Source organism: Cupriavidus sp. DB3, from assembly GCF_020418465.1.
GTDB classification, from domain to species: Bacteria; Pseudomonadota; Gammaproteobacteria; order Burkholderiales; family Burkholderiaceae; genus Cupriavidus; species Cupriavidus cauae.
In genome coordinates, this window is the sequence record NZ_JAIZPL010000005.1 from 25,664 (window position 1) to 48,839 (window position 23,176).

At 68.4% G+C, this 23,176-nt stretch carries 25 protein-coding genes and 3 tRNA genes; 12 read left to right on the forward strand and 16 right to left on the reverse strand.

What is annotated here, in order from left to right; translation table 11 throughout:
* Window positions 1-22 precede the first annotated feature (22 nt).
* Window positions 23-334 carry a hypothetical protein gene (locus tag K7G19_RS16510; protein WP_149317964.1) on the reverse strand — a complete coding sequence of 104 codons (312 nt, stop codon included), beginning with the start codon at window positions 332-334 and terminating at the stop codon, window positions 23-25.
* Between the two features lie 285 nt (window positions 335-619).
* Here K7G19_RS16510 and K7G19_RS16515 point away from each other — a divergent pair, with 285 nt between their 5' ends.
* A complete protein-coding gene (locus K7G19_RS16515; protein WP_149317963.1) occupies window positions 620-919 on the forward strand; it encodes a hypothetical protein in 300 nt (99 codons plus the stop codon).
* A 132-nt stretch (window positions 920-1,051) separates the two neighbouring features.
* Entirely contained in the window at window positions 1,052-1,342 is a 291-nt protein-coding gene (locus K7G19_RS16520; protein WP_149317962.1) for a hypothetical protein, read from the forward strand.
* 251 nt (window positions 1,343-1,593) lie between these two features.
* On the opposite strand, the gene K7G19_RS16525 is transcribed toward K7G19_RS16520, so the two are convergent.
* The 4 genes from K7G19_RS16525 to K7G19_RS16540 all read right to left on the reverse strand — a co-directional run bounded on the left by K7G19_RS16525 (window position 1,594) and on the right by K7G19_RS16540 (window position 2,529).
* Window positions 1,594-1,670, reverse strand: a tRNA-Met gene (locus tag K7G19_RS16525).
* Between the two features lie 179 nt (window positions 1,671-1,849).
* Window positions 1,850-2,110, reverse strand: a complete 261-nt coding sequence (locus tag K7G19_RS16530) for a hypothetical protein (protein WP_150084568.1) — start codon at window positions 2,108-2,110, stop codon at window positions 1,850-1,852.
* A 31-nt stretch (window positions 2,111-2,141) separates the two neighbouring features.
* Complete coding sequence (locus K7G19_RS16535) at window positions 2,142-2,480, reverse strand: hypothetical protein (RefSeq protein WP_226108210.1); 339 nt, start codon at window positions 2,478-2,480, stop codon at window positions 2,142-2,144.
* Window positions 2,453-2,529, reverse strand: a tRNA-Arg gene (locus K7G19_RS16540). Before K7G19_RS16540 ends, K7G19_RS16535 begins: the two co-directional genes overlap by 28 nt.
* A gap of 123 nt (window positions 2,530-2,652) precedes the next feature.
* On the opposite strand from K7G19_RS16540, the gene greB reads away from it, so the two are divergent.
* Window positions 2,653-3,219, forward strand: a complete 567-nt coding sequence (gene greB, locus K7G19_RS16545; RefSeq protein ID WP_187829164.1) for a transcription elongation factor GreB — start codon at window positions 2,653-2,655, stop codon at window positions 3,217-3,219.
* 52 nt (window positions 3,220-3,271) lie between these two features.
* Here the strand turns inward: greB and K7G19_RS16550 are convergent, their stop codons facing one another.
* On the reverse strand, window positions 3,272-5,680 hold the full coding sequence (locus K7G19_RS16550) for a bifunctional (p)ppGpp synthetase/guanosine-3',5'-bis(diphosphate) 3'-pyrophosphohydrolase (RefSeq protein ID WP_149317959.1): 2,409 nt from the start codon (window positions 5,678-5,680) through the stop codon (window positions 3,272-3,274).
* On the opposite strand from K7G19_RS16550, the gene K7G19_RS16555 reads away from it, so the two are divergent.
* Window positions 5,679-5,879: a hypothetical protein gene (locus K7G19_RS16555; protein ID WP_149317958.1), complete on the forward strand. Its 201-nt coding sequence runs from the start codon at window positions 5,679-5,681 to the stop codon at window positions 5,877-5,879. The genes K7G19_RS16550 and K7G19_RS16555 overlap by 2 nt on opposite strands.
* A 23-nt stretch (window positions 5,880-5,902) precedes the next feature.
* On the opposite strand, the gene rpoZ is transcribed toward K7G19_RS16555, so the two are convergent.
* The 3 genes from rpoZ to K7G19_RS16570 form a co-directional block, all read right to left on the reverse strand.
* Window positions 5,903-6,106 (reverse strand): DNA-directed RNA polymerase subunit omega, encoded by a 204-nt coding sequence (gene rpoZ / locus K7G19_RS16560; RefSeq protein ID WP_006578656.1) that lies wholly within the window; start codon window positions 6,104-6,106, stop codon window positions 5,903-5,905.
* Window positions 6,107-6,186: 80 nt separating this feature from the next.
* Window positions 6,187-6,783, reverse strand: a complete 597-nt coding sequence (gmk, locus tag K7G19_RS16565; protein WP_187829170.1) for a guanylate kinase — start codon at window positions 6,781-6,783, stop codon at window positions 6,187-6,189.
* A gap of 155 nt (window positions 6,784-6,938) precedes the next feature.
* Window positions 6,939-7,874 carry a YicC/YloC family endoribonuclease gene (locus K7G19_RS16570; protein WP_149317957.1) on the reverse strand — a complete coding sequence of 312 codons (936 nt, stop codon included), beginning with the start codon at window positions 7,872-7,874 and terminating at the stop codon, window positions 6,939-6,941.
* Between the two features lie 352 nt (window positions 7,875-8,226).
* On the opposite strand from K7G19_RS16570, the gene rph reads away from it, so the two are divergent.
* Genes rph through hemW form a run of 3 tightly spaced genes read left to right on the forward strand, consistent with a single transcriptional unit; the run spans window position 8,227 to window position 10,894 of the window.
* Window positions 8,227-8,946, forward strand: a complete 720-nt coding sequence (gene rph, locus K7G19_RS16575; RefSeq protein ID WP_226108212.1) for a ribonuclease PH — start codon at window positions 8,227-8,229, stop codon at window positions 8,944-8,946.
* Window positions 8,947-8,954: 8 nt separating this feature from the next.
* Window positions 8,955-9,644: an RdgB/HAM1 family non-canonical purine NTP pyrophosphatase gene (gene rdgB, locus K7G19_RS16580; RefSeq protein WP_226108606.1), complete on the forward strand. Its 690-nt coding sequence runs from the start codon at window positions 8,955-8,957 to the stop codon at window positions 9,642-9,644.
* A complete protein-coding gene (gene hemW, locus K7G19_RS16585; protein WP_150084566.1) occupies window positions 9,641-10,894 on the forward strand; it encodes a radical SAM family heme chaperone HemW in 1,254 nt (417 codons plus the stop codon). The genes rdgB and hemW overlap by 4 nt, the downstream gene beginning before the upstream one ends.
* A 105-nt stretch (window positions 10,895-10,999) precedes the next feature.
* Here hemW and K7G19_RS16590 read toward each other — a convergent pair whose 3' ends face one another.
* Window positions 11,000-11,491 (reverse strand): glycine zipper 2TM domain-containing protein, encoded by a 492-nt coding sequence (locus tag K7G19_RS16590; protein ID WP_149317954.1) that lies wholly within the window; start codon window positions 11,489-11,491, stop codon window positions 11,000-11,002.
* Between the two features lie 286 nt (window positions 11,492-11,777).
* On the opposite strand from K7G19_RS16590, the gene K7G19_RS16595 reads away from it, so the two are divergent.
* Window positions 11,778-11,867, forward strand: a tRNA-Ser gene (locus K7G19_RS16595).
* 264 nt (window positions 11,868-12,131) lie between these two features.
* Here K7G19_RS16595 and K7G19_RS16600 read toward each other — a convergent pair.
* Window positions 12,132-13,103: a tripartite tricarboxylate transporter substrate binding protein gene (locus tag K7G19_RS16600; RefSeq protein WP_223819814.1), complete on the reverse strand. Its 972-nt coding sequence runs from the start codon at window positions 13,101-13,103 to the stop codon at window positions 12,132-12,134.
* A 187-nt stretch (window positions 13,104-13,290) separates the two neighbouring features.
* Window positions 13,291-14,643 (reverse strand): glucarate dehydratase, encoded by a 1,353-nt coding sequence (gene gudD, locus K7G19_RS16605; RefSeq protein WP_226108214.1) that lies wholly within the window; start codon window positions 14,641-14,643, stop codon window positions 13,291-13,293.
* 167 nt (window positions 14,644-14,810) lie between these two features.
* Between gudD and K7G19_RS16610 the strand changes: the two genes are divergently transcribed.
* The 4 genes from K7G19_RS16610 to K7G19_RS16625 all read left to right on the forward strand — a co-directional run bounded on the left by K7G19_RS16610 (window position 14,811) and on the right by K7G19_RS16625 (window position 19,506).
* A complete protein-coding gene (locus tag K7G19_RS16610; RefSeq protein WP_226108216.1) occupies window positions 14,811-15,563 on the forward strand; it encodes a FadR/GntR family transcriptional regulator in 753 nt (250 codons plus the stop codon).
* Window positions 15,564-15,731: 168 nt separating this feature from the next.
* A complete protein-coding gene (gene kdgD / locus K7G19_RS16615; protein WP_223129683.1) occupies window positions 15,732-16,649 on the forward strand; it encodes a 5-dehydro-4-deoxyglucarate dehydratase in 918 nt (305 codons plus the stop codon).
* 133 nt (window positions 16,650-16,782) lie between these two features.
* On the forward strand, window positions 16,783-18,360 hold the full coding sequence (locus K7G19_RS16620; RefSeq protein WP_226108218.1) for an aldehyde dehydrogenase (NADP(+)): 1,578 nt from the start codon (window positions 16,783-16,785) through the stop codon (window positions 18,358-18,360).
* A 180-nt stretch (window positions 18,361-18,540) separates the two neighbouring features.
* On the forward strand, window positions 18,541-19,506 hold the full coding sequence (locus tag K7G19_RS16625; protein ID WP_226108220.1) for a hypothetical protein: 966 nt from the start codon (window positions 18,541-18,543) through the stop codon (window positions 19,504-19,506).
* Between the two features lie 76 nt (window positions 19,507-19,582).
* Here K7G19_RS16625 and K7G19_RS16630 read toward each other — a convergent pair whose 3' ends face one another.
* From K7G19_RS16630 to K7G19_RS16645, 4 genes are read right to left on the reverse strand one after another with little or no spacing between them, the layout of a single operon-like run.
* Window positions 19,583-20,809, reverse strand: a complete 1,227-nt coding sequence (locus K7G19_RS16630) for a betaine/proline/choline family ABC transporter ATP-binding protein (RefSeq protein WP_150084559.1) — start codon at window positions 20,807-20,809, stop codon at window positions 19,583-19,585.
* Window positions 20,806-21,456 (reverse strand): ABC transporter permease, encoded by a 651-nt coding sequence (locus K7G19_RS16635; RefSeq protein WP_226108222.1) that lies wholly within the window; start codon window positions 21,454-21,456, stop codon window positions 20,806-20,808. Before K7G19_RS16635 ends, K7G19_RS16630 begins: the two co-directional genes overlap by 4 nt.
* Window positions 21,457-21,506: 50 nt before the next feature.
* On the reverse strand, window positions 21,507-22,424 hold the full coding sequence (locus K7G19_RS16640; RefSeq protein ID WP_370639563.1) for a glycine betaine ABC transporter substrate-binding protein: 918 nt from the start codon (window positions 22,422-22,424) through the stop codon (window positions 21,507-21,509).
* Window positions 22,425-22,447: 23 nt separating this feature from the next.
* Window positions 22,448-23,164, reverse strand: a complete 717-nt coding sequence (locus K7G19_RS16645) for an ABC transporter permease (RefSeq protein WP_149317946.1) — start codon at window positions 23,162-23,164, stop codon at window positions 22,448-22,450.
* Between the last annotated feature and the right edge of the window lie 12 nt (window positions 23,165-23,176).

Here is a 23,176-nt window from a genome sequence, read left to right on the forward strand (position 1 = left end):
GCCCGGCGCAGGAGAGGCGAAATCAGCGGTTGCCGCGGGACTGCCGGGCGATGCGCTCGATCAGCGCGCGGGCATCGTCGGGCGCGCCCTGCAGGGTCAGCAGGCGCGCGTTCAGCACCATGTTCTCGAGGACCAGCTTGGCGGTCGACGCCCACATCGTGGCCAGCACCGCGTCGACCGGCATGCCCGCCGCTTCCATCGCCTGCGAGCGCTCGGCCACCAGGCGGCAGACCAGGGAGCGCAGCGCGCCGTCGTCGAACGGCAGATTGGCATAGTCGATCGGATCTTCCTTCTCGACCTCCACCATCAGTTGCATCAGCATGTCCTCGGTCATCGGCAGCTCCTTGCGGGATGATGAGAGTCGCCCCTTCGGGGACCCGGCGGCGACGGCCGTGGGCGCGCCGCCCATGCGACCGAAGCTACGGCAAACGGCGCCGGGCTGTCAATTCCGCGGCGGGCCGCAGGGAGGACGGCGCCGTTCGCATCGGGCATCGCCTGGGGCGACGAATCGATCCTGCCCGGCGATAGAAAAGCGCCCGACATTCGGGCTGAACGAAGCGCGAGCGCCACAGTCAGACACGTGGTTCTCATTCTCATTTCCAACGGAGACGCACAGACAATGACAAAGCGTTTGTTGTCCGCCATGCGGCAGTACGCATGGTTCCAGGGAGTCAAGCACCACGTCGTCCAGGGCGTCGAGGCGCTGGCCGAACTGCTGAAGTCGCCGTCGGTGGCCGCGCGCGCGGTGGCCGCGATCATCGCCGAGACCGAGCACGGCGTGCAGGTGTGGGTGTCGTACTTCGGCAAGCCGCTCGACCCGCATACCAATTACGTGCTGTGGCCCACCCGCGCGCTGAAGGCCGCGCGCCCGCGCATCGCACTGCCGGGTTTTCCGGCGCGCGACCGCCCCGAGGGTTGACGACGCGCAATGACCTCCGGACCGTCCCTCGGACAGGCGCGCTGTAGGCGACGTCCCGACAGCAGCCTGCCGGCGGGCGCCACTAGAATGGACATCACACCGCCAACCCACAGCACGGAGGCCGAGATGGACATGCCCGAACCGGTACACGACGAAGCGCTGGTCAACCTTTACCTCGAGCGCATCTCGGCGCTGTCGGTCAGCGCGTTCGACGGCGCCGATGTCGGTGAGGAACTGCAGCAGTTGATGACCGAGGCGGTCAGCGAATGCGACGCCAGCAAGACCGCGCCGGTCGGCAACAACCTGCAGGTGCTGGTCGCTCGGCTGCGCGAGCGCGCCGAAGCCGCTGAGCGCGAAGATCAGCCGGCGATACGCGAGACCTTCGAGCAGGCGCTGGCGCTGGCGGGCGGTTCCGCGGGGTAGGCGCGGAACACGGGCACGGCAAGGCGCCAGCGGATCGGAAACGGTGATATCCGAGTTTGCCGGGATATCGGAAGACGGGCGCGGAAGACGGTACTGCGCGGAAGGCGGTACTGCGGAGAGGGGATGATTGCGGGAGTACTGGGGGTACTGCGTGAGAGATACTGCGTGCCGCTGAGATGTCCGCACGGTACCTGGTTCAAGGACCGGGGATCGTGCGTTTTGCCGTGAATCACGGCGACATCTCGGGAATTTGGTTGCGGGGGCAGGATTTGAACCTGCGACCTTCGGGTTATGAGCCCGACGAGCTGCCAGACTGCTCCACCCCGCGTCTGGAAGAACAACATTATGCAGCAATCGCGCCGCCATTGCAAGCATTATTGTCGGCGTCAATCTCGGGCGCCAGGCGCCAATCCATCACAACGTGACATGATCGGCGGCATCGCCCGCGCCGCGACTACCACGAGCACGATCATACTGCGACCGTGACCGTGACCGCGACCGCCAGCTTCAGGACTCCGGCCCAAGAATACGATCCACGCGCGCATAGCCCGCGCTGAACGCCGCGACCTCTGCGGCATGGCGGGTCGCAAAGACCTGGTCGCCGCTGGAGATCATCTCGACATCGCCGGCATCGCTGGGGTCGCCTCCTTCCTGGCCGATGCGGACCTCGTAGGCCCAGCCCGGCGACCCTCCGCCCGGTCGCTCGGACACCAGCACATAGACGTCCATGCCGCGATAGTCCTCGACACGCCAGTCGTCGTCATGCATCGCGCCTCCTGCATTGCTCGGGTACACAGGTTCAGGCTAGGCCGGCCATCCGGTGCGCGCAATGCGAGGGAGACTGACGTGGCTGTCGGAGAATGGCGGAGCCGAAGCGCCGGGACAAGAAGCCAGAGCGCCAAGGTGCCGAGACGCCCGGCCGAAGGGCCAACGCCCAAATGAAGGGCCAATGCCGAACCGAAGCATCTACGCTGAATCCAACATCGACATCGACATCGACATCGACATCGACATCGACATCGACATCGACATCGACATCGACATCGACGCCCCAAAACAAAAACGGCTTGGAGAGAGAGAACTCTCCAAGCCGTTCGAACTGCATGTAGGTGGCGCGGCTGGCAGGATTCGAACCCACGACCCCTTGGTTCGTAGCCAAGTACTCTATCCAACTGAGCTACAGCCGCACGCGAGAAAGAGATTATATCGCGTTTTTTGTTTTTGGGAAGCCCCCTGCACCATCTTTTTCCGCGTCACCCTCGCCGGCCGCTGTTCCTATAATGTCTGCCCATCAAGAAGTGATCCGTACCATGAGCAAGGCTTTTGTCAAAGAACCGTCGGACGACGAAGACGACGACCTCCCGGAAGGCGCGACGCCGCTGCCGGCCGGCACCAAGAACTACATCACGGCGCAGGGCTACCAGCGGCTGCGCGACGAGCTGATGCACCTGATCGATGTCGAGCGCCCGGAGATCGTGCAGATCGTCTCGTGGGCCGCGTCGAACGGCGATCGTTCCGAGAACGGCGACTATCTCTATGGCAAGAAGCGCCTGCGCGAGATCGATCGCCGCATCCGCTTCCTGACCCGCCGGCTCGACAAGGCCGAGGTGGTCGACCCCTCGCTGCAGGGCGACAACGACCAGATCTTCTTCGGCGCGACGGTGACCTACGCCAACCAGTCCGGCGAGGAAAACACCATCACCATCGTCGGCATGGACGAGGTCGATCTGGACGCGCACCGGGTCAGCTGGATCTCGCCGATCGCCAAGGCGCTGATCAAGGCCCGCGAAGGCGATACCGTGCCGCTGCGCACGCCCAACGGCATCGAACAGATCGATATTCTGGAAGTCCGCTATCCGAAGCGCGGCGAGGCCTGAGGCCTGAGGCCTGAGGCCTGCCGCCTGGCGCCTCGCCGCTGCCGGCGGCGCGTCAGCCGTCGTTGCGGTCGCGGAAGATGCGGATGACGTCGGTGTTGCGGCGCAGGGCCCGCATCACGTTGGCCAGGTGCAGGCGGTCGTGGACCTGGATCACGAACTGCATGTAGGTCGCTTCCTGCCGCCCGTTGTCCTGGTGCTCCATCGCGACGTGCGCGACGTTGGCGTCGGCGGCGGTCAGGTCCGCGGCCACCCGCGCGACGATGCCCTTGACGTTGCGCACCAGCACCTTGATCGAGACATCGAAGGCGCGCGTGGTCTTGTTCGCCCACATGACCTCGATCCAGTGCTCCGGATCCTTGCTGTGCAGCCGCTTGGCGACCTTGCAGTCCTGCACATGGATCTGCAGCCCTTCGCCCTTGCCGAGATAGCCGACGATCGAATCGCCGGGAATCGGCCGGCAGCACGCCGAGAAGATCATCGACATGCCCTCGTCGCCGGTGATCGGCACCGCGGGCGCGTCCTCGCTGGCGAAGGTCTGCACCGCCGCCATCAGCGCGGTATCGAAGTCGCCCGACAGCTCCTGCAGCAGGATCTCCATGCGCTTGGCGACCACCGCCGGCACGCGCCGTCCCAGCGCCAGGTCGGCGAAGATGTCGTCGCGCTGCTTGTTGCCGGTCCACTGGATCATCCGCTCCCACACCGGCTGCGGCACCGCCTTCAGGTCGATGCCGAGCTGGCGCGCGGCCTGCTCCAGCAGGCGCTCGCCGAGCTGGATCGCCTCGTCGAGCTTGGTGGTCTTCAGATAGTGGCGGATCGCCGCACGCGCCTTGCCGGTACGCACGAACGACAGCCAGGCAGGATTGGGCTTCGAATACGGGGCGGTGATGACCTCGACGATATCGCCGCTCTTGAGCTCCGTGCGCAGCGGCAGCAGCTCGTTGTTGATCTTGACCGCGACGCACTGGTTGCCCAGGTCGCTGTGCACCGCATAGGCGAAGTCGAGCGCCGTGGCGCCGCGCGGCAGCGCGCGGATATGGCCCTTCGGCGTGAACACATAGACCGCGTCCGGGAACAGGTCGATCTTGACGTGCTCGAGGAATTCCTGCGAATCGCCGGTCTGGCTCTGGATATCGAGCAGCGACTGCAGCCACTGGTGCGCCTGCTGCTGGATGTCGTTGATCTGGTCGGCGTGGTGCTTGTACATCCAGTGCGCCGCGACGCCGGCCTCGGCGATCTGGTGCATCTCGCGCGTGCGGATCTGGAATTCGACCGGCGTGCCGAAGGGACCCACCAGCGTCGTATGCAGCGACTGGTAGCCGTTGATCTTCGGGATCGCGATGTAGTCCTTGAACTTGCCCGGCATCGGCTTGTACAGCCCATGCAGCGCGCCGAGCGCCATGTAGCAGTGCATCTGCGTCTCGACCACGACGCGAAAGCCGTACACGTCGAGCACCTGCGAGAACGACAGCTGCTTGTCGTGCATCTTGCGGTAGATGCTGTACAGCGTCTTCTCGCGGCCGGACAGCTCGGCGACGATGCCCGCGTTGGCCAGCGCGCTCTGCGCGGCCTCGAGGATGCGCGAGACCACCTCGCGGCGATTGCCGCGCGCGGCCCTGACGGCCTTCTCCAGCGTGGCGTAGCGGAACGGCGAGCCGACCTTGAACGACAGTTCCTGCAGCTCGCGATAGGTGCTGTTCAGACCGAGCCGATGCGCGATCGGCGCGTAGATCTCCATCGTTTCCAGCGCGATGCGCCGGCGCTTCTCCGGCGGCACGAAGTCCAGCGTCCGCATGTTGTGCGTGCGGTCCGCCAGCTTGACAAGGATCACGCGCACGTCGCGCGCCATCGCCAGCAGCATCTTGCGGAAGCTCTCCGCCTGCGCCTGCTCGCGGCTCTGGAATTCGAGCTTGTCCAGCTTGGTCAGGCCGTCGACCAGTTCGGCGACCTTGGGACCGAACTTCTCGGCCAGCTCGCTCTTGGTGATGCCCTGGTCCTCGATCACGTCGTGCAGCAGCGCCGCCATGATCGATTGCGCATCGAGCTTCCACTCGGCGCACAGCTCGGCGACCGCCACCGGATGCGTGATGTACGGCTCGCCGCTCTGCCGGTACTGCCCGAGGTGGGCTTCGTCGGAAAACTGGAAGGCCTCCCGGACGAGGGCCTGGTCGGCCGGCTTGAGGTAATTGAGCTTCTCCATCAGGGCGGCGATGGAGATCACCTGCTGCCGCGGCGGCACCGCGGGCTGCGAGGTCGGCCCGAAGAAATGCCGGTACGTCTGCGCGAGGACCGCGTCGATGAAGAGGCTGTCGGCAGCCGGTGCGGCCGCCGCGGCCACCGCGACGCCGCTGTCGGCCTCGCGCGGCTGTGTGGCGGGGACGCTGGCGCCCCGGCTCTTGGCGGGTGCCATCGCCGGCGCTACGGCACGCTCGCCCACCACGTCGTCGCCCAGGGGATCGGGCATGTTGGGCGCGCCGGTGCGCGCCGCGGCGCGCGTCTCCCCCGTGCTGCCCGGTTTGGGCGACGATCGCGAGGAAGAGCGCGGCGACGAGGGCATGATGGCGGCCTGTGGTTCAGACGTGGGCAACGAGTGCGATCAGGGCAATCCGGTCGACCAGAGCGACGATCGGGCGGGATTCCAGAGGAGTTCGCAATGCCGTTGAAAGACCGGGCCGCCAGCCGAAAATCAGGTCGGCACCTTCTTCAGCATTTCGATGCCGACCTGGCCCGACGCGATCTCGCGCAGTGCCACCACGGTCGGCTTGTCCTTGGCCTCGACCTTCGGCGTGTGCCCCTGCACCAGCTGGCGCGCGCGGTAGGTCGCCGCGAGCGCGAGCTCGAAGCGGTTCGGGATGTGTTTCAGACAATCTTCGACGGTAATACGCGCCATATCAAATCTACCTTGAGACAGAACCTATGCGATGGCCGCCATTTTACCGCAGGTGGCCCGCGGCCCCGCGGCCTCGCGTTTCAGTGGATGCCGAGTTCGATGAACAGATCGGCGTGCCGGGCCTTCTGCGACGAGAAACGCAGGCGCGTGGCACGCACCACGCAGCGCAGCTTTTCCAGCGCTTCCTCGAACACGTCGTTGATGATCACGTAGTCGGCTTCGGAGGCATGCGCCATCTCGCTGCCGGCCGCCAGCAGGCGCCGCACGATCACGTTGGGCTCGTCCTGCCCGCGCTTGCGCAGGCGCTCCTCGAGCGCGGTCAGCGACGGCGGCAGGATGAAGACCTCGACCGCGTTGGAGAAGCGCTTGTGCACCTGCTGCGCGCCCTGCCAGTCGATCTCCAGCAGCACGTCGTGGCCGTGCGCCATCTGCTGCTCGATCCAGACGCGCGAGGTCGCGTAGTAGTTGCCGTGGACCTCGGCCCATTCAAGGAACTCGCCGCGATCGCGCGCCTCGCGGAAGGCCTCGATCGTGGTGAAGTGGTACTCGCGTCCATCCTGCTCGCCCGGACGCGGCGGCCGCGTGGTGTGCGAGATCGACAGGCGGATCGACGGGTCCTGCGCCAGCAGCGCGTTGACCAGCGTGGACTTGCCCGCCCCCGACGGGGCCACCACCATGAAGAGGTTGCCGGGGTAGACGGTGTCGATCGCGGTATGCGCTTGCGCCACCGGTTGCGCGGACGCCTGCGCGGACGATTGCGCCGGCGCGCTGGACTGCGCGTTGGGCGAAGACTGGGACGAAGGATGGGACTGAGTCGGGTCGCTCATGTTGGTCATTCGAGATTTTGAATCTGTTCGCGCATCTGCTCGATCAGCAGCTTGAGCTCCATCGAGGCATCGGCGAGCTCCTTGGCCGCGGCCTTCGAGCCCAGCGTGTTGGCCTCGCGGTTCAGCTCCTGCATCATGAAGTCGAGCCGCTTGCCGACCTGGCCGCCCTTGTCGAGGATATGCCGGGTCTCGTTCAGATGCGCCTCGAGCCGGGACAGCTCCTCGGCGATATCGATGCGGATGCCGTAGACGGTCGCCTCCTGGCGGATGCGCTCGCCGATCTCGTCGCGCGACATCGACGGCATGCCGTTCGGCGCGACCAGGTTGAAGGCCTCCTGCAGGCGCTCGGTCAGTTTTTCCTGATGCTGCGCGATCAGGTCCGGCACCGCGGGCGCCAGGCGCTGCACGATCGCCAGCATCGCGTCGATGCGGTCCACCAGCGTGGCCTTGAGCGCATCGCCCTCGCGGCGGCGCGCTTCGAGCAGCTGCGCCAGCGCGTCCTTGGCGGCGCCGAGCACCGCTTCGCGCAGCGCGTCCTGCGACAGCTCGGGCTCGATCAGCACGCCGGGCCAGCGCAGGATCTCGCCCATGCGCAGCGTGCCGGCCTGGTCGAAGGTCTGCGCGACGGTGGCCTCGAGCTCGCGCAGCTGCGCCAGCAGGCCGGTATTGAGCGCCAGCGCCGCGCCGCCCGCGTCGGTGCGCTGCAGGTTGATGCGGCACTCGAGCTTGCCGCGCGACAGCTTGGCCATCAGCATCTCGCGCAGGGCCGGCTCGAAGGCGCGGCATTCTTCCGGCGCGCGGAACAGCAGATCGAGGAAGCGCGAATTGACGGTGCGGAATTCGACCGACACGGCGGCGGTCCTGCCGCTGGGCGCGCCATGCGCGTCGGTCAGCGGTGCCTGGCGCGTCGCCAGGCCATATCCGGTCATGCTATGGATCATGGATTCGTCTCTTGAAGGGGCTGGCGGCGAGGACCGCACGGCGCGGCGATCGCGGCCGGCCCGGCAGGTGGGCTGACCAACACTGTAATGAACACTGTATTGTAAAGAACTTTGCCCCGCGGGCCCCGCGGGGGCGCGGTCCGGCCCATGCGGACCCATGGCGCAGCCACGCGGATCCATGCCAGGCCCATGCCAGGCCCATACCCGCCCATCGCGGGCTCCGTGGCCGACTCCATCGCCGGACCCCATCCTGGCGTCCGACCGCCCGCGCGCCGCCCTCCCCGCCAGCGTCCCGCGCCGCCCGGCGTTAAAATCGCGCCTGTTCCCCGATTTCCCTTCCAAGAGAGCCTCCATGCGACCCAGTGGACGCGCGGCCGATGCGCTGCGCCCGATCACCCTGACCCGCCATTACACCCGGCACGCCGAAGGTGCGGTGCTGACCGCCTTCGGCGACACCAAGGTGCTGTGCACCGCCAGCGTGCTGGCCAAGGTGCCGCCCCACAAGAAGGGCAGCGGCGAAGGCTGGGTGACGGCCGAATACGGCATGCTGCCGCGCGCCACCCATACCCGCTCGGACCGCGAGGCCGCGCGCGGCAAGCAGTCGGGGCGCACGCAGGAGATCCAGCGTCTGATCGGCCGCGCGCTGCGCTCCGTGTTCGATCTGTCCAATCTCGGCGAATACACGCTGCAGCTCGACTGCGACGTGCTGCAGGCCGATGGCGGCACCCGCACCGCCGCGATCACCGGCGCCTTCGTCGCCGCGCACGACGCCGTCTCGGTGATGCTGCGCGACGGCCTGATTACCGCAAGCCCGATCCGCGACTTCGTCGCCGCGGTATCGGTCGGCATGGTCGACGGCGTGCCGGTGCTCGACCTCGACTACGCCGAGGACAGCGCCTGCGACACCGACATGAACGTGGTGATGACGGGCAGCGGCGGCTTCGTCGAGGTCCAGGGCACCGCCGAGGGCGTACCGTTCTCGCGCGCGCAGCTCGACGCGATGACGCAGCTGGCCGAGCGCGGCATCGCCCAGCTGGTCACGATGCAGCGCCAGGCGCTGGATCTGGCATGACGGCGGACATGAACGCGGGCATGAACGCGGGCATGACGACGGGCATCGCGATGCGCGCGCCGCAACGCCTGGTGCTGGCCTCGAACAACGCGGGCAAGCTGCGCGAGTTCGGCGCGCTGCTGGCACCGCTGGGCTTCGACGTGGTGCCGCAGCGAGAGCTGGGCATCCCCGAGGCCGAGGAACCGCACGTGACCTTCGTCGAGAACGCGCTGGCCAAGGCGCGCCATGCCAGCCGCCTGTCGGGCCTGCCGGCGCTGGCCGACGACTCCGGCATCAGCGTCGATGCGCTGGGCGGCGCGCCCGGCGTCTATTCGGCGCGCTACGCGCAGCTGGCCGGCAAGGAGAAGAGCGACGCCGCCAACAACGCGCATCTGATCGCCGAACTGGCGGGCCAGACCAACCGCCGCGCCCACTACTACTGCGTGCTGGTGCTGGTGCGCCACGCCGACGATCCGTGCCCGATCATCGCGGAGGGCCGCTGGGACGGCGAGGTCGTCGACACCCCGCGCGGCGACGGCGGCTTCGGCTACGACCCGTACTTCCTGCTGCCGGCGCTGGGCAAGACCGCCGCCGAGCTGTCGGCCGAAGAGAAGAACCGCGTCAGCCATCGTGCGCTGGCATTGCAGGCGCTGTGCGAGCGGCTGCGCCGGGATGCGGCCGCCCCCACCGCCCCCACCGCCGCCCACGGCCAGCCATGATTCCGATCGTTCCCGTCCCGGCTTCCGGCGCCGCCGCGCCCGCCCCTGCTGCATCGGGCGGCGACAGCGTCGGCCTGTGGCTCAAGCCGGGGCAGATCTCGCTGCCGGCCTCGCCGCCGCTGTCGCTGTATGTGCATGTGCCCTGGTGCGTGCGCAAATGCCCGTACTGCGACTTCAATTCGCACGCGGCGCCCGACGGCAGCGAGATTCCCGAGGCCGCGTACCTGGACGCGCTGCGCGCGGACCTCGAGCAGTCGCTGCCGCTGGTTTGGGGACGCCCCGTGCATACGGTCTTCATCGGCGGCGGCACGCCGAGCCTGCTGTCGGCCGCCGGCATGGACCGTCTGCTGTCCGACATCCGCGCGCTGCTGCCGCTCGACGCCGATGCCGAGATCACGATGGAGGCCAACCCCGGCACCTTCGAAGCCGAACGCTTCGCCAGCTATCGCGCCAGCGGCATCAACCGGCTGTCGATCGGGATCCAGAGCTTCGACGACGAACACCTGCAGGCGCTGGGCCGCATCCACGGCGGCGCCGAGGCCCGCGCCGCGATCGACATCGCGCTGCGCCACTTCGACAACGTCAATCTGGACCTGATGTATGCACTGCCCCAACAGACGCTGGCGCAGTGCCGGCAGGATGTCGAGACGGCGCTGTCGTACCGCACCTCGCACCTGTCGCTGTACCACCTGACGCTGGAGCCGAACACGCTGTTCGCGCGCTTTCCGCCGGCGCTGCCCGACGACGACACCGCCTACGAGATGCAGGACTGGATCGAGGCGCGCACCGCCGAGGCCGGGTATCGCCATTACGAGACCTCGGCCTATGCGCAGCCGCATCGCGAGGCGCGCCACAACCTGAACTACTGGCGCTTCGGCGACTACCTCGGCATCGGCGCGGGCGCGCACGGCAAGCTGTCGTTCCCGCATCGCGTGCTGCGCCAGATGCGCTACAAGCATCCGGCCACCTATATGGCGCAGGCGATGGCCGGCAACGCGGTACAGGAGGCGCGCGACGTCGATGCGACCGAGCTGCCGTTCGAGTTCATGCTGAACGCGCTGCGGCTGACCGACGGCGTGCCGGCGAGCCTGTTCCACGACCACACCGGCCTGCCGCTGCATGCGATCCGGCGCGAGCTGGCGCTGGCGACCGACAAGGGCCTGCTGGACCCGGACCCGACCGTGATCCGCCCGACCGAGCTGGGCCGGCGCTTCCTGAACGACCTGCAGGAAATCTTCCTGAAGTCGTGAGGCGCAGCGGCCGAACCCGCCGCACCAAAGAAAAAGGCCGCAATTCAGACTTGCGGCCTTTTTCCATCTCACGCTGCCATCGCAGCGGCGGACATCGCGTCAGCGTCAGATCGGCGACGCCATGTCGTTGGCGACCTGCACGCGCTGGCCGACCTGCAGATTGTTGGCCTGACGCTGCGTCACGGTGGCCATGCGGCCATCGTCCAGGCGCACGTGCACGCGATAGACGGTTTCCATGCCGCCGGTGGCGCGCTGTTCGATCTGGTTGCCGGCCACGCCGCCCGCCACCGCACCGCCGATGGTCGCGATGGTCTGGCCGCGGCCGCCACCGATCTGGTGGCCGAGCAGGCCGCCGGCGAGGCCGCCGATCACCGTGCCGAGCAGACCCGAGCTGGCACCGCGCGGTTGCTGGATCGGCTCGATCGCTTCGACGCGGCCGTAGAACACCGAGCCCGCGGGCGCCTGGTAGGCCCCCTGGCCGGTCTGGTAGCCGGCATTGGGGGCACCGTAGCCATAACCGCCACCGGGCGCCGCGCAGCCGGCGGTGCCGATTGCCGCGGCCAGCGCAGCGGTGCCCAACAAAGTCTTGCCATTCATTTAATGTTCTCCTGACTGGGACGAGAAGAGACGGGATGCGGCGCGGCGCCGCTCCCTCCTGCCCTAGGAGATATACATCCAGACAAGGTTCCGCGATGTCGGACGGACGCCGACAGCCCGCGTTTCTTGTCTTCCCGCGGTGCAAGATGTGTAACGAGGCGTTTCCCTGCCCGTTTCCGCGGCCTTTCCGCGGCCTTTCCGCGGCCCGTTTGCCGCCCCGTTTCCCGGGCCCAACCCGCCTTGCTATAATGCGCGGCCGGTCGCAAGGCCGGCCATCAAGGGGACTGGAGACGTGGCCGAGTGGTTTAAGGCAGCAGTCTTGAAAACTGCCGATGGGGTGACCCATCCGTGAGTTCGAATCTCACCGTCTCCGCCATCCGAGGCACAAGGTCCCGGCCCCATCGCGGCCTTCTCTCCGCCCTCACCGCCCTCACCGCCTTCTCCGCCCTTATTGCCCGACCTTATTGCCGGCCCTTGTTCCCGGGCACGTATCCGGGCCCTTGTCCCGCCCCTTCATCCCCCACCCACACATCCCAAGGCCACGTGACTACGGCCATATCCGCGCGACCATAAAAAAGCCCCGCACAGGGCGGGGCAACGACATGTCGTGGAGAGAATCGCCGATCGCCGATCGTCAATCTCAATCGATGGTGATCTTGCCGGTCTCGATCACGTTCTTCCAGCGCTGCAGTTCCTGGTTCTCGAACTGCGCGAACTGCTCCGGCGTATTGGCGACGACCTCGAAGCCCGTCTCGGCCAGCTTGGCGCGCATCTTCGGATCGGTCAGCGAGCTGACCAGCGCACCGTGCAGGCGCGACTTGACGTTGGCCGGCAGTCCGCGCGGGGCGGCAACCGCCTGCCACGAGTAGACCTCAACATCCTTGACGCCCGCTTCGGCCAGCGTCGGCACGTCCGGCAGCAGCGGCGAGCGCTTCTCCGAGGTAATCGCCAGCGCCTTCAGCTTGCCGGCCTTGATGTGCTGGATCACCGCGTTGATGTTCTGGAACGAGACCTCGACCTGGCCGGCCAGCAGATCCTGGATCGCCGGGCCGCCGCCCTTGTACGGCACGTGCAGGCCGGTGGTGCCGGTCTTCTGCCAGAACAGCGCCGCGGTCAGGTGGTCGGACGAACCGGCGCCCGACGAGGCGAAGCTGACCTTGCCCGGGTTCTTCTTCATATGGGCCACCAGGTCCTGCACGCTGCGCGCCGCGACCGACGGATTGGCGACCAGCACGTTGGGGGCGCGCACCGCGACCGTCAGCAGGTCGAAGTCCTTGGCCGGATCGTACGGCAGGTTCTTCTGCAGGAAGGGGTTGACCGCGTAGACGCCGATCGACGCGATCATGATCGTGTAGCCGTCGGGCGGCGCGCGCTTGACCATCGCCGCGCCGATCGCGCCGGTCGCGCCCGGACGGTTCTCGACCACGAAGGGCTGGCCCAGCTTTTCGTTCAGCGGCTGCGCCAGCATGCGCGCGATGGTGTCGGTCGAACCGCCCGGCGGGAACGGCACCACCACGGTCACCGGTTTCTGCGGCCAGTCCTGCGCGGCGGCGGTGCCGGTGGCCAGCAGGCCGGCGGCGAACGCGCCGGCCAGCACGCCCGCCGTCAGCATCAGCCGCGGCAGGCGGCGCACACAGGTTTGCGCGGTCGCGGCGGCGCCGCGCAGGAAGTGGGTCTTGCTCATGTTGTCTCCTGAATCTCTGCTCGTGGTCGAGCTGCGGTCGTTAGATGATGTCGTTTCGATGTCGTCGCTTCGACGACGGTGTTTCGGATACCGGCGGCGATGCCGCCGAATCCCGCTACCGCACCATGCACGGCGCCTTGTTGTCGAATTTCCAGCCCGGGATCAGGAACTGCATCGCCACCGCGTCGTCTCGCGCCCCCAGTCCCATGTTGCGATAGGTCTGATGGGCCTTCTCCAGCTCGGCCATGTCGATCTCGACGCCGAGGCCGGGGCGCTTGGGCACCTGCACCATGCCGCCTTCGATCTTCAGCGGCTCCTTGGTCAGGCGCTGGCCGTCCTGCCAGATCCAGTGCGTGTCGATCGCGGTGACACGCCCCGGCGCGGCCGCGGCCACATGGGTGAACATCGCCAGCGAGATATCGAAGTGGTTGTTCGAATGCGAGCCCCATGTGAGCCCCCACTCCGCGCACATCTGCGCGACGCGCACCGAGCCCTGCATGGTCCAGAAGTGCGGATCGGCCAGCGGAATGTCGACCGACTGCAGCCGCACGGCATGGCCCATCTGCCGCCAGTCGGTGGCGATCATGTTGGTCGCGGTCGGCAGCCCGGTGGCGGTGCGGAATTCGGCCATGATCTCGCGGCCCGAATAGCCGTCCTCGGCGCCGCACGGGTCCTCGGCGTAGGCGAGCACGCCATGCTTGTCGCGGCACAGCCGGACCGCCTCGGCCAGCGACCAGGCGCCGTTCGGATCGAGCGTGATGCGGGCCTTGGGAAAGCGCTCGGCCAGCGCGACGATCGCTTCCATTTCCTCGTCGCCGCGCAGCACGCCGCCCTTGAGCTTGAAGTCGTTGAAACCGTAGCGCTGGTAGGCGGCCTCGGCCAGGCGCACCACCGCCTCGGGCGTCATCGCCTCCTCGTTGCGCAGCCGGAACCAGGCATCGTCGGCATCGGCTTCCTGGCGATACGGCAGCGTGGTGCGCTTGCGGTCGCCGATATAGAACAGATAGCCCAGCATCTCGACGGCATCGCGCTGCTGCCCTTCGCCGAGCAGCGCGGCGACCGGCACGTCCAGGTGCTTGCCCAGCAGGTCGAGCAGCGCCGCTTCCAGCGCGGTGACCGCATGGATCGTGATGCGCAGATCGAAGGTCTGCAGGCCGCGCCCGCCCGCATCGCGGCTGGCGAAGGCCTGCCGCACGCGATTGAGCACCGCCTGGTAGGCGCCGATCGGCTGGCCGACGACCAGCGGGCGGGCGTCCTCCAGCGTCTGCCGGATACCCTCGCCGCCCGGCACCTCGCCGACGCCCGTACGGCCGGCGCTGTCCTTGAGCAGCACCACGTTGCGCGTGAAGAAGGGACCGTGGGCGCCCGACAGGTTCATCAGCATGCTGTCGTGGCCGGCGACCGGGATCACGGTCAGTTCGGTGACGACGGGCGTGGCGCCCGGCGCGGAGATCGGTTGGTCTGTCATGAAGCGTCTCGGAATGCTGTCTCGGATGGCTTTTTGTCGCCCGGCTCCGGGGCACACCCGATGGTGGCACGGAGCGGGACGAGGTAAAGTCGGTTATCAGTCGTCGTATAACTTACGACGCAGTATAATGAGCCGTTCCAGAACCGGTCAAGCACCGTACTTACCCTATGAAAGCCTCGACCTTGGCCCCCACGCCGCTTCGCCGCCGCGGCCGCACGCTGGCCGAAGAAGCGGTCGCCAGCCTGACCGACAGCATTCGCCAGGGCACGCTGCGCCCCGGCGACAAGCTGCCCACCGAATCGGAAATCATGGCCACGCTCGGCGTCAGCCGCACCGTGGTGCGCGAGGCGCTGTCCCGCCTGCAGGCGAGCGGCCTGGTCGAGACCCGCCACGGCATCGGTACCTTCGTGCTGACCCCGCCCCCGGCCGAATCGGGCTCTCCCTTCCGCATCGATCCGTCGGCCATGGTCACGGCGATGGACGTGCTGGCGATGCTGGAATTCCGCGTCAGCATCGAAGCCGAAGCCGCCGGGCTGGCGGCCGTGCGGCGCAGTGACGCCGATCTGGCCGAGATGCGGCGCGCGCTGGACGAGCTGAAGCGCACCGCCGCTTCCGGGGGCGATTCGGTCGCCTCCGACTTCGCCTTCCACCTGGCCGTCGCGCGCGCCACCGGCAACCGCTACTTCAGCGAGATGCTGGGCCATCTCGGCGCCTCGGTGATCCCGCGCGGCCGGCTGCACGTCACGCCCGGCGACCGCGAGCAATATCTGGAACGGGTCAACTTCGAGCACGACAGCATCTACGACGCGATCGAGCGCCGCGACCCCGATGGCGCCAAGGCGGCGATGCGCATGCATCTGACCAACAGCCGCGAACGCCTGCGCAAGGCCTCGGCCGCGGCCGCCAACACCCCAGCCTGATCCCGATACGCGGCGCCGAGGGTTAACCCCCGGCGCCAGCCCCTTGCACCATAGTTGTACGATGTCTTATGATGGCGACCATCGAATGGCGCTTCCCTACCGCGGCGCCGTCACCGACCCACGATGCGCATTCGGGCACGCCGCCCGGCCTTTTCATCGGAAACCACCATGTCCCTGAACCCCCAAGACCTCAAACAGATCATCAGCGCCGGCCTGCTGTCGTTCCCGGTGACCGATTTCGACGCCAACGGCGACTTCGCCGCGGCCTCCTACGCCAAGCGCCTCGAATGGCTGGCCCCGTACGGCGCCAGCGCGCTGTTCGCCGCGGGCGGCACCGGCGAGTTCTTCTCGCTGGCTCCCAATGAGTACAGCGACATCATCCGCACCGCGGTCGATACCTGCCGCGGCAAGGTGCCGATCATCGCCGGCGCCGGCGGCCCGACCCGCGTGGCGATCGCCTATGCGCAGGAGGCCGAGCGCCTGGGCGCCCACGGCGTGCTGCTGCTGCCCCACTACCTGACCGAGGCAAGCCCGGAAGGCATCGCCAACCACGTCGAGGCGGTCTGCCGCTCGGTGTCCTGCGGCGTGATCGTCTACAACCGCGCGGTGTGCCGCCTGAACGCGGTGCAGCTGGAACGGCTGGCCGAGCGCTGCCCGAACCTGATCGGCTACAAGGACGGCCTGGGCGACATCGAACTGATGGTGTCGATCCGCCGCCGGCTGGGCGAGCGCTTCGCCTACCTGGGCGGGCTGCCGACGGCCGAGGTCTACGCCGCCGCCTATCGCGCGCTGGGCGTGCCGGTCTACTCGTCGGCGGTGTTCAACTTCATCCCGAAGACCGCGATGGACTTCTATCGCGCCATCGCCGCCGAGGATCACGAGACCGTCGGCCGCCTGATCGATACCTTCTTCCTGCCCTACCTCGACATCCGCAACCGCAAGCAGGGCTACGCGGTCAGCATCATCAAGGCGGGCGCCCGCCTGGTCGGCCATGACGCCGGCCCGGTGCGCGCGCCGCTGACCGATCTGAGCGAAGAGGAATGCGCGATGCTGCAACGGCTGATCGACAAGGTCGGCGGCCAGTAACGCTGTTCGTTCGTGCGCGCGCCGCGGCCGGTCATGCCGGCGCGGCGCGCGCCATGATGCCCCCGGCGCATCGGCCGCCCCCGGTCTGGAACCGCGGCGGCCGCTGCGCCATCGACGTTTTCAGGAGAAGCCAATGAAGATCACCGGAGAGATGCTGATCGGCGCCAGCGCCGTGCGCGGCCAGGACGCCGTGCTGCAGGCGATCGATCCCGCCACCGGCGCGACGCTGGGCCCCGACTTCCACGGCGGCGGCGCGGCCGAGGTCGACCGTGCCTGCGTGCTGGCCGAACAGGCCTTCGATCCCTTCCGCAACACGCTGCCGGAACAGCGCGCCGCCTTTCTGGAGCGCATCGCCGACGGCATCGAGGCGCTCGGCGACACGCTCATCGAACGCGCCCATCGCGAGAGCGGCCTGCCGCTGGCGCGTCTGCAGGGCGAACGCGGCCGCACCGCCAATCAGCTGCGTCTGTTCGCCCGCGTACTGCGCGACGGCCGCTGGCAGCAGGCCACCTGGGACAGCGCGCTGCCCGAGCGCACGCCGCCGCGTCCCGACCTGCGCATGCAGAACATCGCGCTGGGCCCGGTGGCGGTATTCGGCGCCAGCAACTTCCCGCTCGCGTTCTCGGTGGCCGGCGGCGATACCGCGTCGGCGCTGGCGGCGGGCTGCCCGGTCGTCGCCAAGTCGCACCCCGCCCATCTGGGTACCTCCGAGCTGGTCGGCCGCGTGATTCAGCAGGCGGTGGCCGACGCCGGGCTGCCGGAAGGCGTGTTCTCGCTGGTGCTGGGCGCCGGCAACGAGATCGGCACCGCGCTGGTCGCGCATCCGGCGATCCAGGCGGTGGGCTTCACCGGCTCGCGCGGCGGCGGCCTGGCGCTGACGCGCGTGGCACAGCAGCGGCCGCAGCCGATCCCGGTCTATGCCGAGATGAGCAGCATCAATCCGGTGTTCCTGATGCCGGCGGCGCTGGCCGCCCGCGGCGAACCCATCGCCGCCGAGCTGATCGACTCGCTGGTGATGGGGGTCGGCCAGTTCTGCACCAACCCGGGCCTCGTGATCGCCATCGACAGCCCGGCGCTGGCCGCCTTCCGCGCGGCCGCGGTGCAGGCGCTGGGCGGCAAGCCGGCCGGCACGATGCTGACGCCGGGCATCCATCAGGCCTATCAGCAGGGCGTGGCCAGGCTTGGCGAGATCAACGGCCTGCAGCGCATCGGCACGGGCCTGGCCGGCACTGGCCCCAACCAGGCCTGCGCCGCGATGTTCGAGACCAGCGCCGCGCAGTTCATCGCCGACCATCGGATGCAGGCCGAGGTGTTCGGTCCGTCTTCGGTACTGGTGACCTGCCGGGACATCGACGAGATGACCGCGCTGACGCGCAGCCTGGAGGGCCAGCTGACCGCGACCGTGCACGCCGATGCCGGCGACCACGCGGCGGCGCGGCAACTGCTGCCGGTGCTCGAGCGCAAGGCCGGACGGGTGCTGTTCAACGGCTATCCGACCGGCGTGGAAGTTTCCTACGCGATGGTGCATGGCGGCCCGTTCCCGGCCACCTCCGACGCGCGCACGACCTCGGTCGGCGCCGCGGCGATCGCGCGCTTCCTGCGTCCGGTCTGCTATCAGAACGTGCCCGGCGAACTGCTGCCGCCGGCGCTGCGCGACGACAATCCGCTGGGGCTCTGGCGGCTGCGCGACGGCGAGCTGACGCGCGCCTGACACGATCCTGCCGCAAGGGGGCGCCGCCCGGCGCCCTCTGCCACGCCACGGCTGAATGCGGCCATTCCCAGGCCCGGCGCGGCCCGCTATGCGAGCCATCCCACAGTCGCCGGGGAGAAGCGCAAGTACAGTGACGTCATCACCGTCACGCGTCTCCCGCCACGACCAAGGATCGCCACCATGAATGCTCCGCCGCGCGCCGAACGCATCCCTCCCGCCGCCGCCCATGTGGTGGTGGTCGGACCGGTGCGGAACTGCGGCGCGACCATCGCGGAGGAAGTGGCCCGCTTTCGCAGCATCCTGTCCGGCTTCGCCTCGGTCGGCTTCCTGTTGATCGAAAGCGACTCGGTGGACGATTCGGTGCCGCGGCTGCGGCAGCTCGCCGCGCAGGTGCCGGGCTTTGTCTTCGAGTCGATGGGCACGCTGCGCGATCGCCATCCGATCCGATGCGACCGCATCGCGGTCTGCCGCAATGTCTATGTCGAGCGCGTGGCCAACGACCCGCGCTATCGCCATGTCGACTACGTGATGGCCGCCGACCTGGACAACATCAATCATCAGCTGAGCGCCGAGGCGGTGCTCAGCTGCTGGCGCAGCGACGTCGACTGGAGCGTGATGACGGCCAACCAGCGGCTGGGCTACTACGATATCTGGGCCCTGCGGCATCCGGCCTGGGCGCCGCTCGACTGCTGGGCGGCCTATCGCGAGATGGCCGCGGTGGTCGGCCATCGCCAGGCGGTCGAAATGTGCGTCGCCTCCAAGCAGGTCCGCGTGCCGTCTGACGCCGCGCCGATCGAGGTCGAGTCGGCGTTCGGCGGCTTCGCGGTCTACCGCAGGGACGCCTTTGTGACAGGGCGCTATGTGGGCCTCGATGCAAACGGCGGGGAAGTCAACGAGCACATCAGTTTCCACGCCGATCTGCGCGCGCGGGGCCATCGCATCTATATCAACCCGGCGATGATCAATGCCGATTTCACCGAGCACACCTACTACAAGACCCGCCTGGGGCATCTGCGCAAGGAACTGATGTGGCGGGTGCGCGAGGCCGCCGATTCGCTGCATTGCCGCGAACAGCTCGAAGCGGCCATCGACGCGATCAAGAAGAGGCTGGCCGGGTCGATGGAGCGCCCCGGCAAGCTGCGCTGACGTACGGGGCCGTGCCGCGGGCGCTCAGACCCCTCCCCTTCACCCAGCCCTTCACCCTGCCCGTCATCCGTGCCCTTCAGGCCGCCGCGCGCAGCGGCGCGGCGGCACTGGCCGTGGAAGCGGAAGCCGGAGCCTGAGCGGCCGGGGCGATGGACGTGCCGGGCGCGGCAATGCCGCTGCTGCGCGAGCGCCCCGAGCTCAGATAGCCCGCGATCGATTCCTGCGTGACCTCGCCCAGATAGACGCCCTCGGCGTCGACCACCGGCAGCCAGCTGGTGTTGTGCTGGTACATGCGCGACAGCACGATGCGCAAATGTTCGTCGAAGGCCGCGGTCGCGGCGAACGGACGCAGCACGTCGCCGCAGGCCTGCTTGCCCGCGGCCGGATTGCGCGCATCGCGGCGCGCCACATAGCCCAGCGCGCGCTGGCCCGCATCGAGCACCGGCAGGTAGCGCACGTCGGCGTCGTCCATCAGCCCCAGCGCCTGCGCCAGCGGCATGTCGGGCGTCGCGGTCGCGCCCATGGTGGCGGCGTCCCCGGCCCGCACCAGCAGCAGGCGCTTGAGCGTGTTGTCGTGGCCGACGAAGGCCTGCACGAACTCATCGGCCGGATGCGCCAGCAGCGCGTCCGGATGATCGAACTGGACCAGCTTGCCGGCGCGGAACACCGCGACCTTGTCGGCCAGCTTGATCGCCTCGTCGATGTCGTGCGAGACCATGATCACGGTCTTGCCGAGCTGCCGCTGCATCTGCAGGAATTCGTTCTGGATGCTTTCGCGGTTGATCGGATCGACTGCGCCGAACGGCTCGTCCATCAGCAGCACCGGCGCGTCGGCGGCGAGCGCGCGGATCACGCCGATGCGCTGCTGCTGGCCGCCCGACAGTTCGCGCGGATAGCGCGACAGCATCCGGTTCGGATCGAGCTGCACCATCGCCATCAGCTCGCGCGCGCGTTCGCGGCAGCGCTGCTTGTCCCAGCCCAGCAGGCGCGGCACCACGGTGATGTTCTGCTCGATCGTCATGTTGGGGAACAGGCCGATCTGCTGGATCACGTAGCCGATCTTGCGGCGCAGCGCGACCTCGTCGATGCCGGCGGTGTCCTCGCCCTCGATCAGCACGCGGCCCGAGGTCGGCGGGATCAGCCGGTTGATCATCTTCAGCGTGGTGGTCTTGCCGCAGCCCGACGGGCCGAGGAATACGCAGATCTCGCCGCGCGGCACCGTCAGCGACACCGAGTCGACGGCGCGCACCAGCGCGCCATCCTTCTGCGTGAACGATTTGCTCAGTTGGTCCAGTTCGATCATGTGCGGATTCCTTTGGGCGTCAGCACGCGCTGCAACCATTGCAGGCACACGTCCGCCACGATGGCGAGCAGGCTGACCAGGACGGCGCCCACCGCGAGTTTGCTCATATTGCTCTGGCTGATCGCTTGCAGGACCAGCACGCCGAGGCCGCCGGCGCCGATCAGCGCGGCGATGGTGGCCACGCCGATGTTCATCACCACCGCGGTGCGCACACCGCCGAGGATCACCGGCACCGCCAGCGGCAGGTCGACCAGCCGCATGCGCTGCCAGGTGGTCATGCCGATGCCGCGCCCGGCCTCCTGGATGCCGCTGTCGATGCCGGCCAGCGCCACATAGGTGTTGCGCAGGATCGGCAGCAGCGAATACAGGAACACCGCGGTAACGGCCGGCAGATAGCCGAGCGCGTGGCCGAAACGCGCGAACACCGGGATCATCAGGCCGAACAGCGCGATCGACGGGATCGTCAGCACCACCGTGGCCAGCGTCATCATCGGCGTGGCCAGCCAGCGCCAGCGCGTGGCCAGGATGCCGAGCGGCACCCCGATCAGGATCGCCAGCCCGACCGCCGCGCCGACCAGCGCGAGATGCTCGCCGGTCATCTTCAGCAGCGTCGGCCAGCTGTGTTGCAGATAGGAAATCAGGTCCATGGAGTGTCCGTGGTTGTCCGTGGTTGTCCGTGGGCGTCCCGGCGCAGGCGTCAGATCAGCCCGTGCTGGCGCAGGAAGTCGGCCGCGACGGCATCGACCGGTTTCTGTTCGATGTCGACGCGGTAGTTCATCTCCGTCATCGACGCGTTGTCGAGCGCCGCGGCCAGCGCGTTCAGCAGCTCGGCCAGCTGCGGATGCGCGTCGAGCACCGCCTTGCGCACCACCGGCACCGCCTGGTAGGCCGGGAAGAAGCCCTTGTCGTCGCGCAGCAGCACCAGGTCGAAGCCCTTGACGCGGCCGTCGGTGGCGTACACCAGGCCGGTCTGGACCTGGTCGTTGCGCAGCGCGGTGTAGACCAGGCCCGGATCGAGCTGGATCACGTCGCGCCGCGTCCATGGCAGCCCGTAGGCGGCCTTCAGCGGCTCCAGGCCGTCGGGGCGCGCGGCGAACTCCATGTCGACCGCGAAGGCGTGGCGCTTGTCCTCGCCGTCGGCGCGGATCTTGTCCGCGAGCTCCGACAGCGAGCTCACGCCGGCGGCTTCGGCGCGGTGGCGCGGCATCGCCAGCGCATAGGTGTTGTTGATCGTCGAGGGCTGCAGCCACACCAGGCCCTTGGCCGCATCCAGTGCCTTGACGCGGGCGTAGCTCTGCTCGGCATCGAGTTTTTCCTCGACGCGGTTGAACACGATCAGCGCGGTACCGGTGTAGTCCCACACCACGTCGAGCTGGCCGCTCTCCATCGCCTGGCGCATCAGCGTGCTGCCCAGTCCGGCGGTCAGCTCGGTGGTCAGGCCCTTGGCGCGCAGGTACTGCGAGGTCATCGACGACAGGATCAGCTGCTCGGTGAAATTCTTGCCGCCCACGCGCACCGGATCGGCGGCCACCGCGGGGGCGTTCGCCAGCAGCGCGGCGATGCTCAGCAGCGCGGCCATCCACGTGCGCGGACGAAGCGATCGAATCAGCGTCATGGTGTTCTCCTTGAGGTTCCGCTTCATGCCGCCAGCCCTCGCCGGCGCAGGTAGAAGCGTCCGCCCGCGGCGAACAGCGCGTCGAGCGCCAGCGCCAGCAGCGCGGTGGCCGCGGCGCCCAGCAGCAGCAGCGACGGCTTGTTCAGGTAGATGCCGGGGAAGATCAGTTCGCCGAGGCTGTTGGCGCCGATCAGGAACGACAGCGGCACGGTGCCGACGTTGATGACCAGGCTGGTACGCACGCCGGCCAGGATCACCGGCATCGCGTTGGGCAGCTCGACCCGCAGCAGGCGCTGGCGCGGCGTCATGCCGATGCCCTTGGCCGCTTCCAGCAGCGCGGGCGGCAGGCCGCGCAGCCCCTCGCAGGTATTGCGCACGATCGGCAGCAGCGAGGCCAGCCACAGCGCCAGCACCGCCGGCCGCTCGCCGATGCCGAGCACGGCCAGCGACAGCGCCAGCACCGCCAGCGACGGCACGGTATTGCCGATATTGAAAACCTGCATCAGCCGGTCGGCCCAGCGCCGCAGCGCCGGCCGCGACAGCAGGATGCCGGCGGGCACGCCGGTGGCGAGCGCCAGGGCCATCGACCACGCCACCAGGCGCAGGTGATCGGCCACGTCGTAAAGCAGGCGTTCGCGGTGCTCGGCGATCGTGTCGACGCCGACCCAGGCCAGCAGGCCCGCCAGTGCCAACACGATGAAACCGGCCCAGCCGAGTCCACGCCAGATTCGCAGAGACATCTTTCCTCCCGT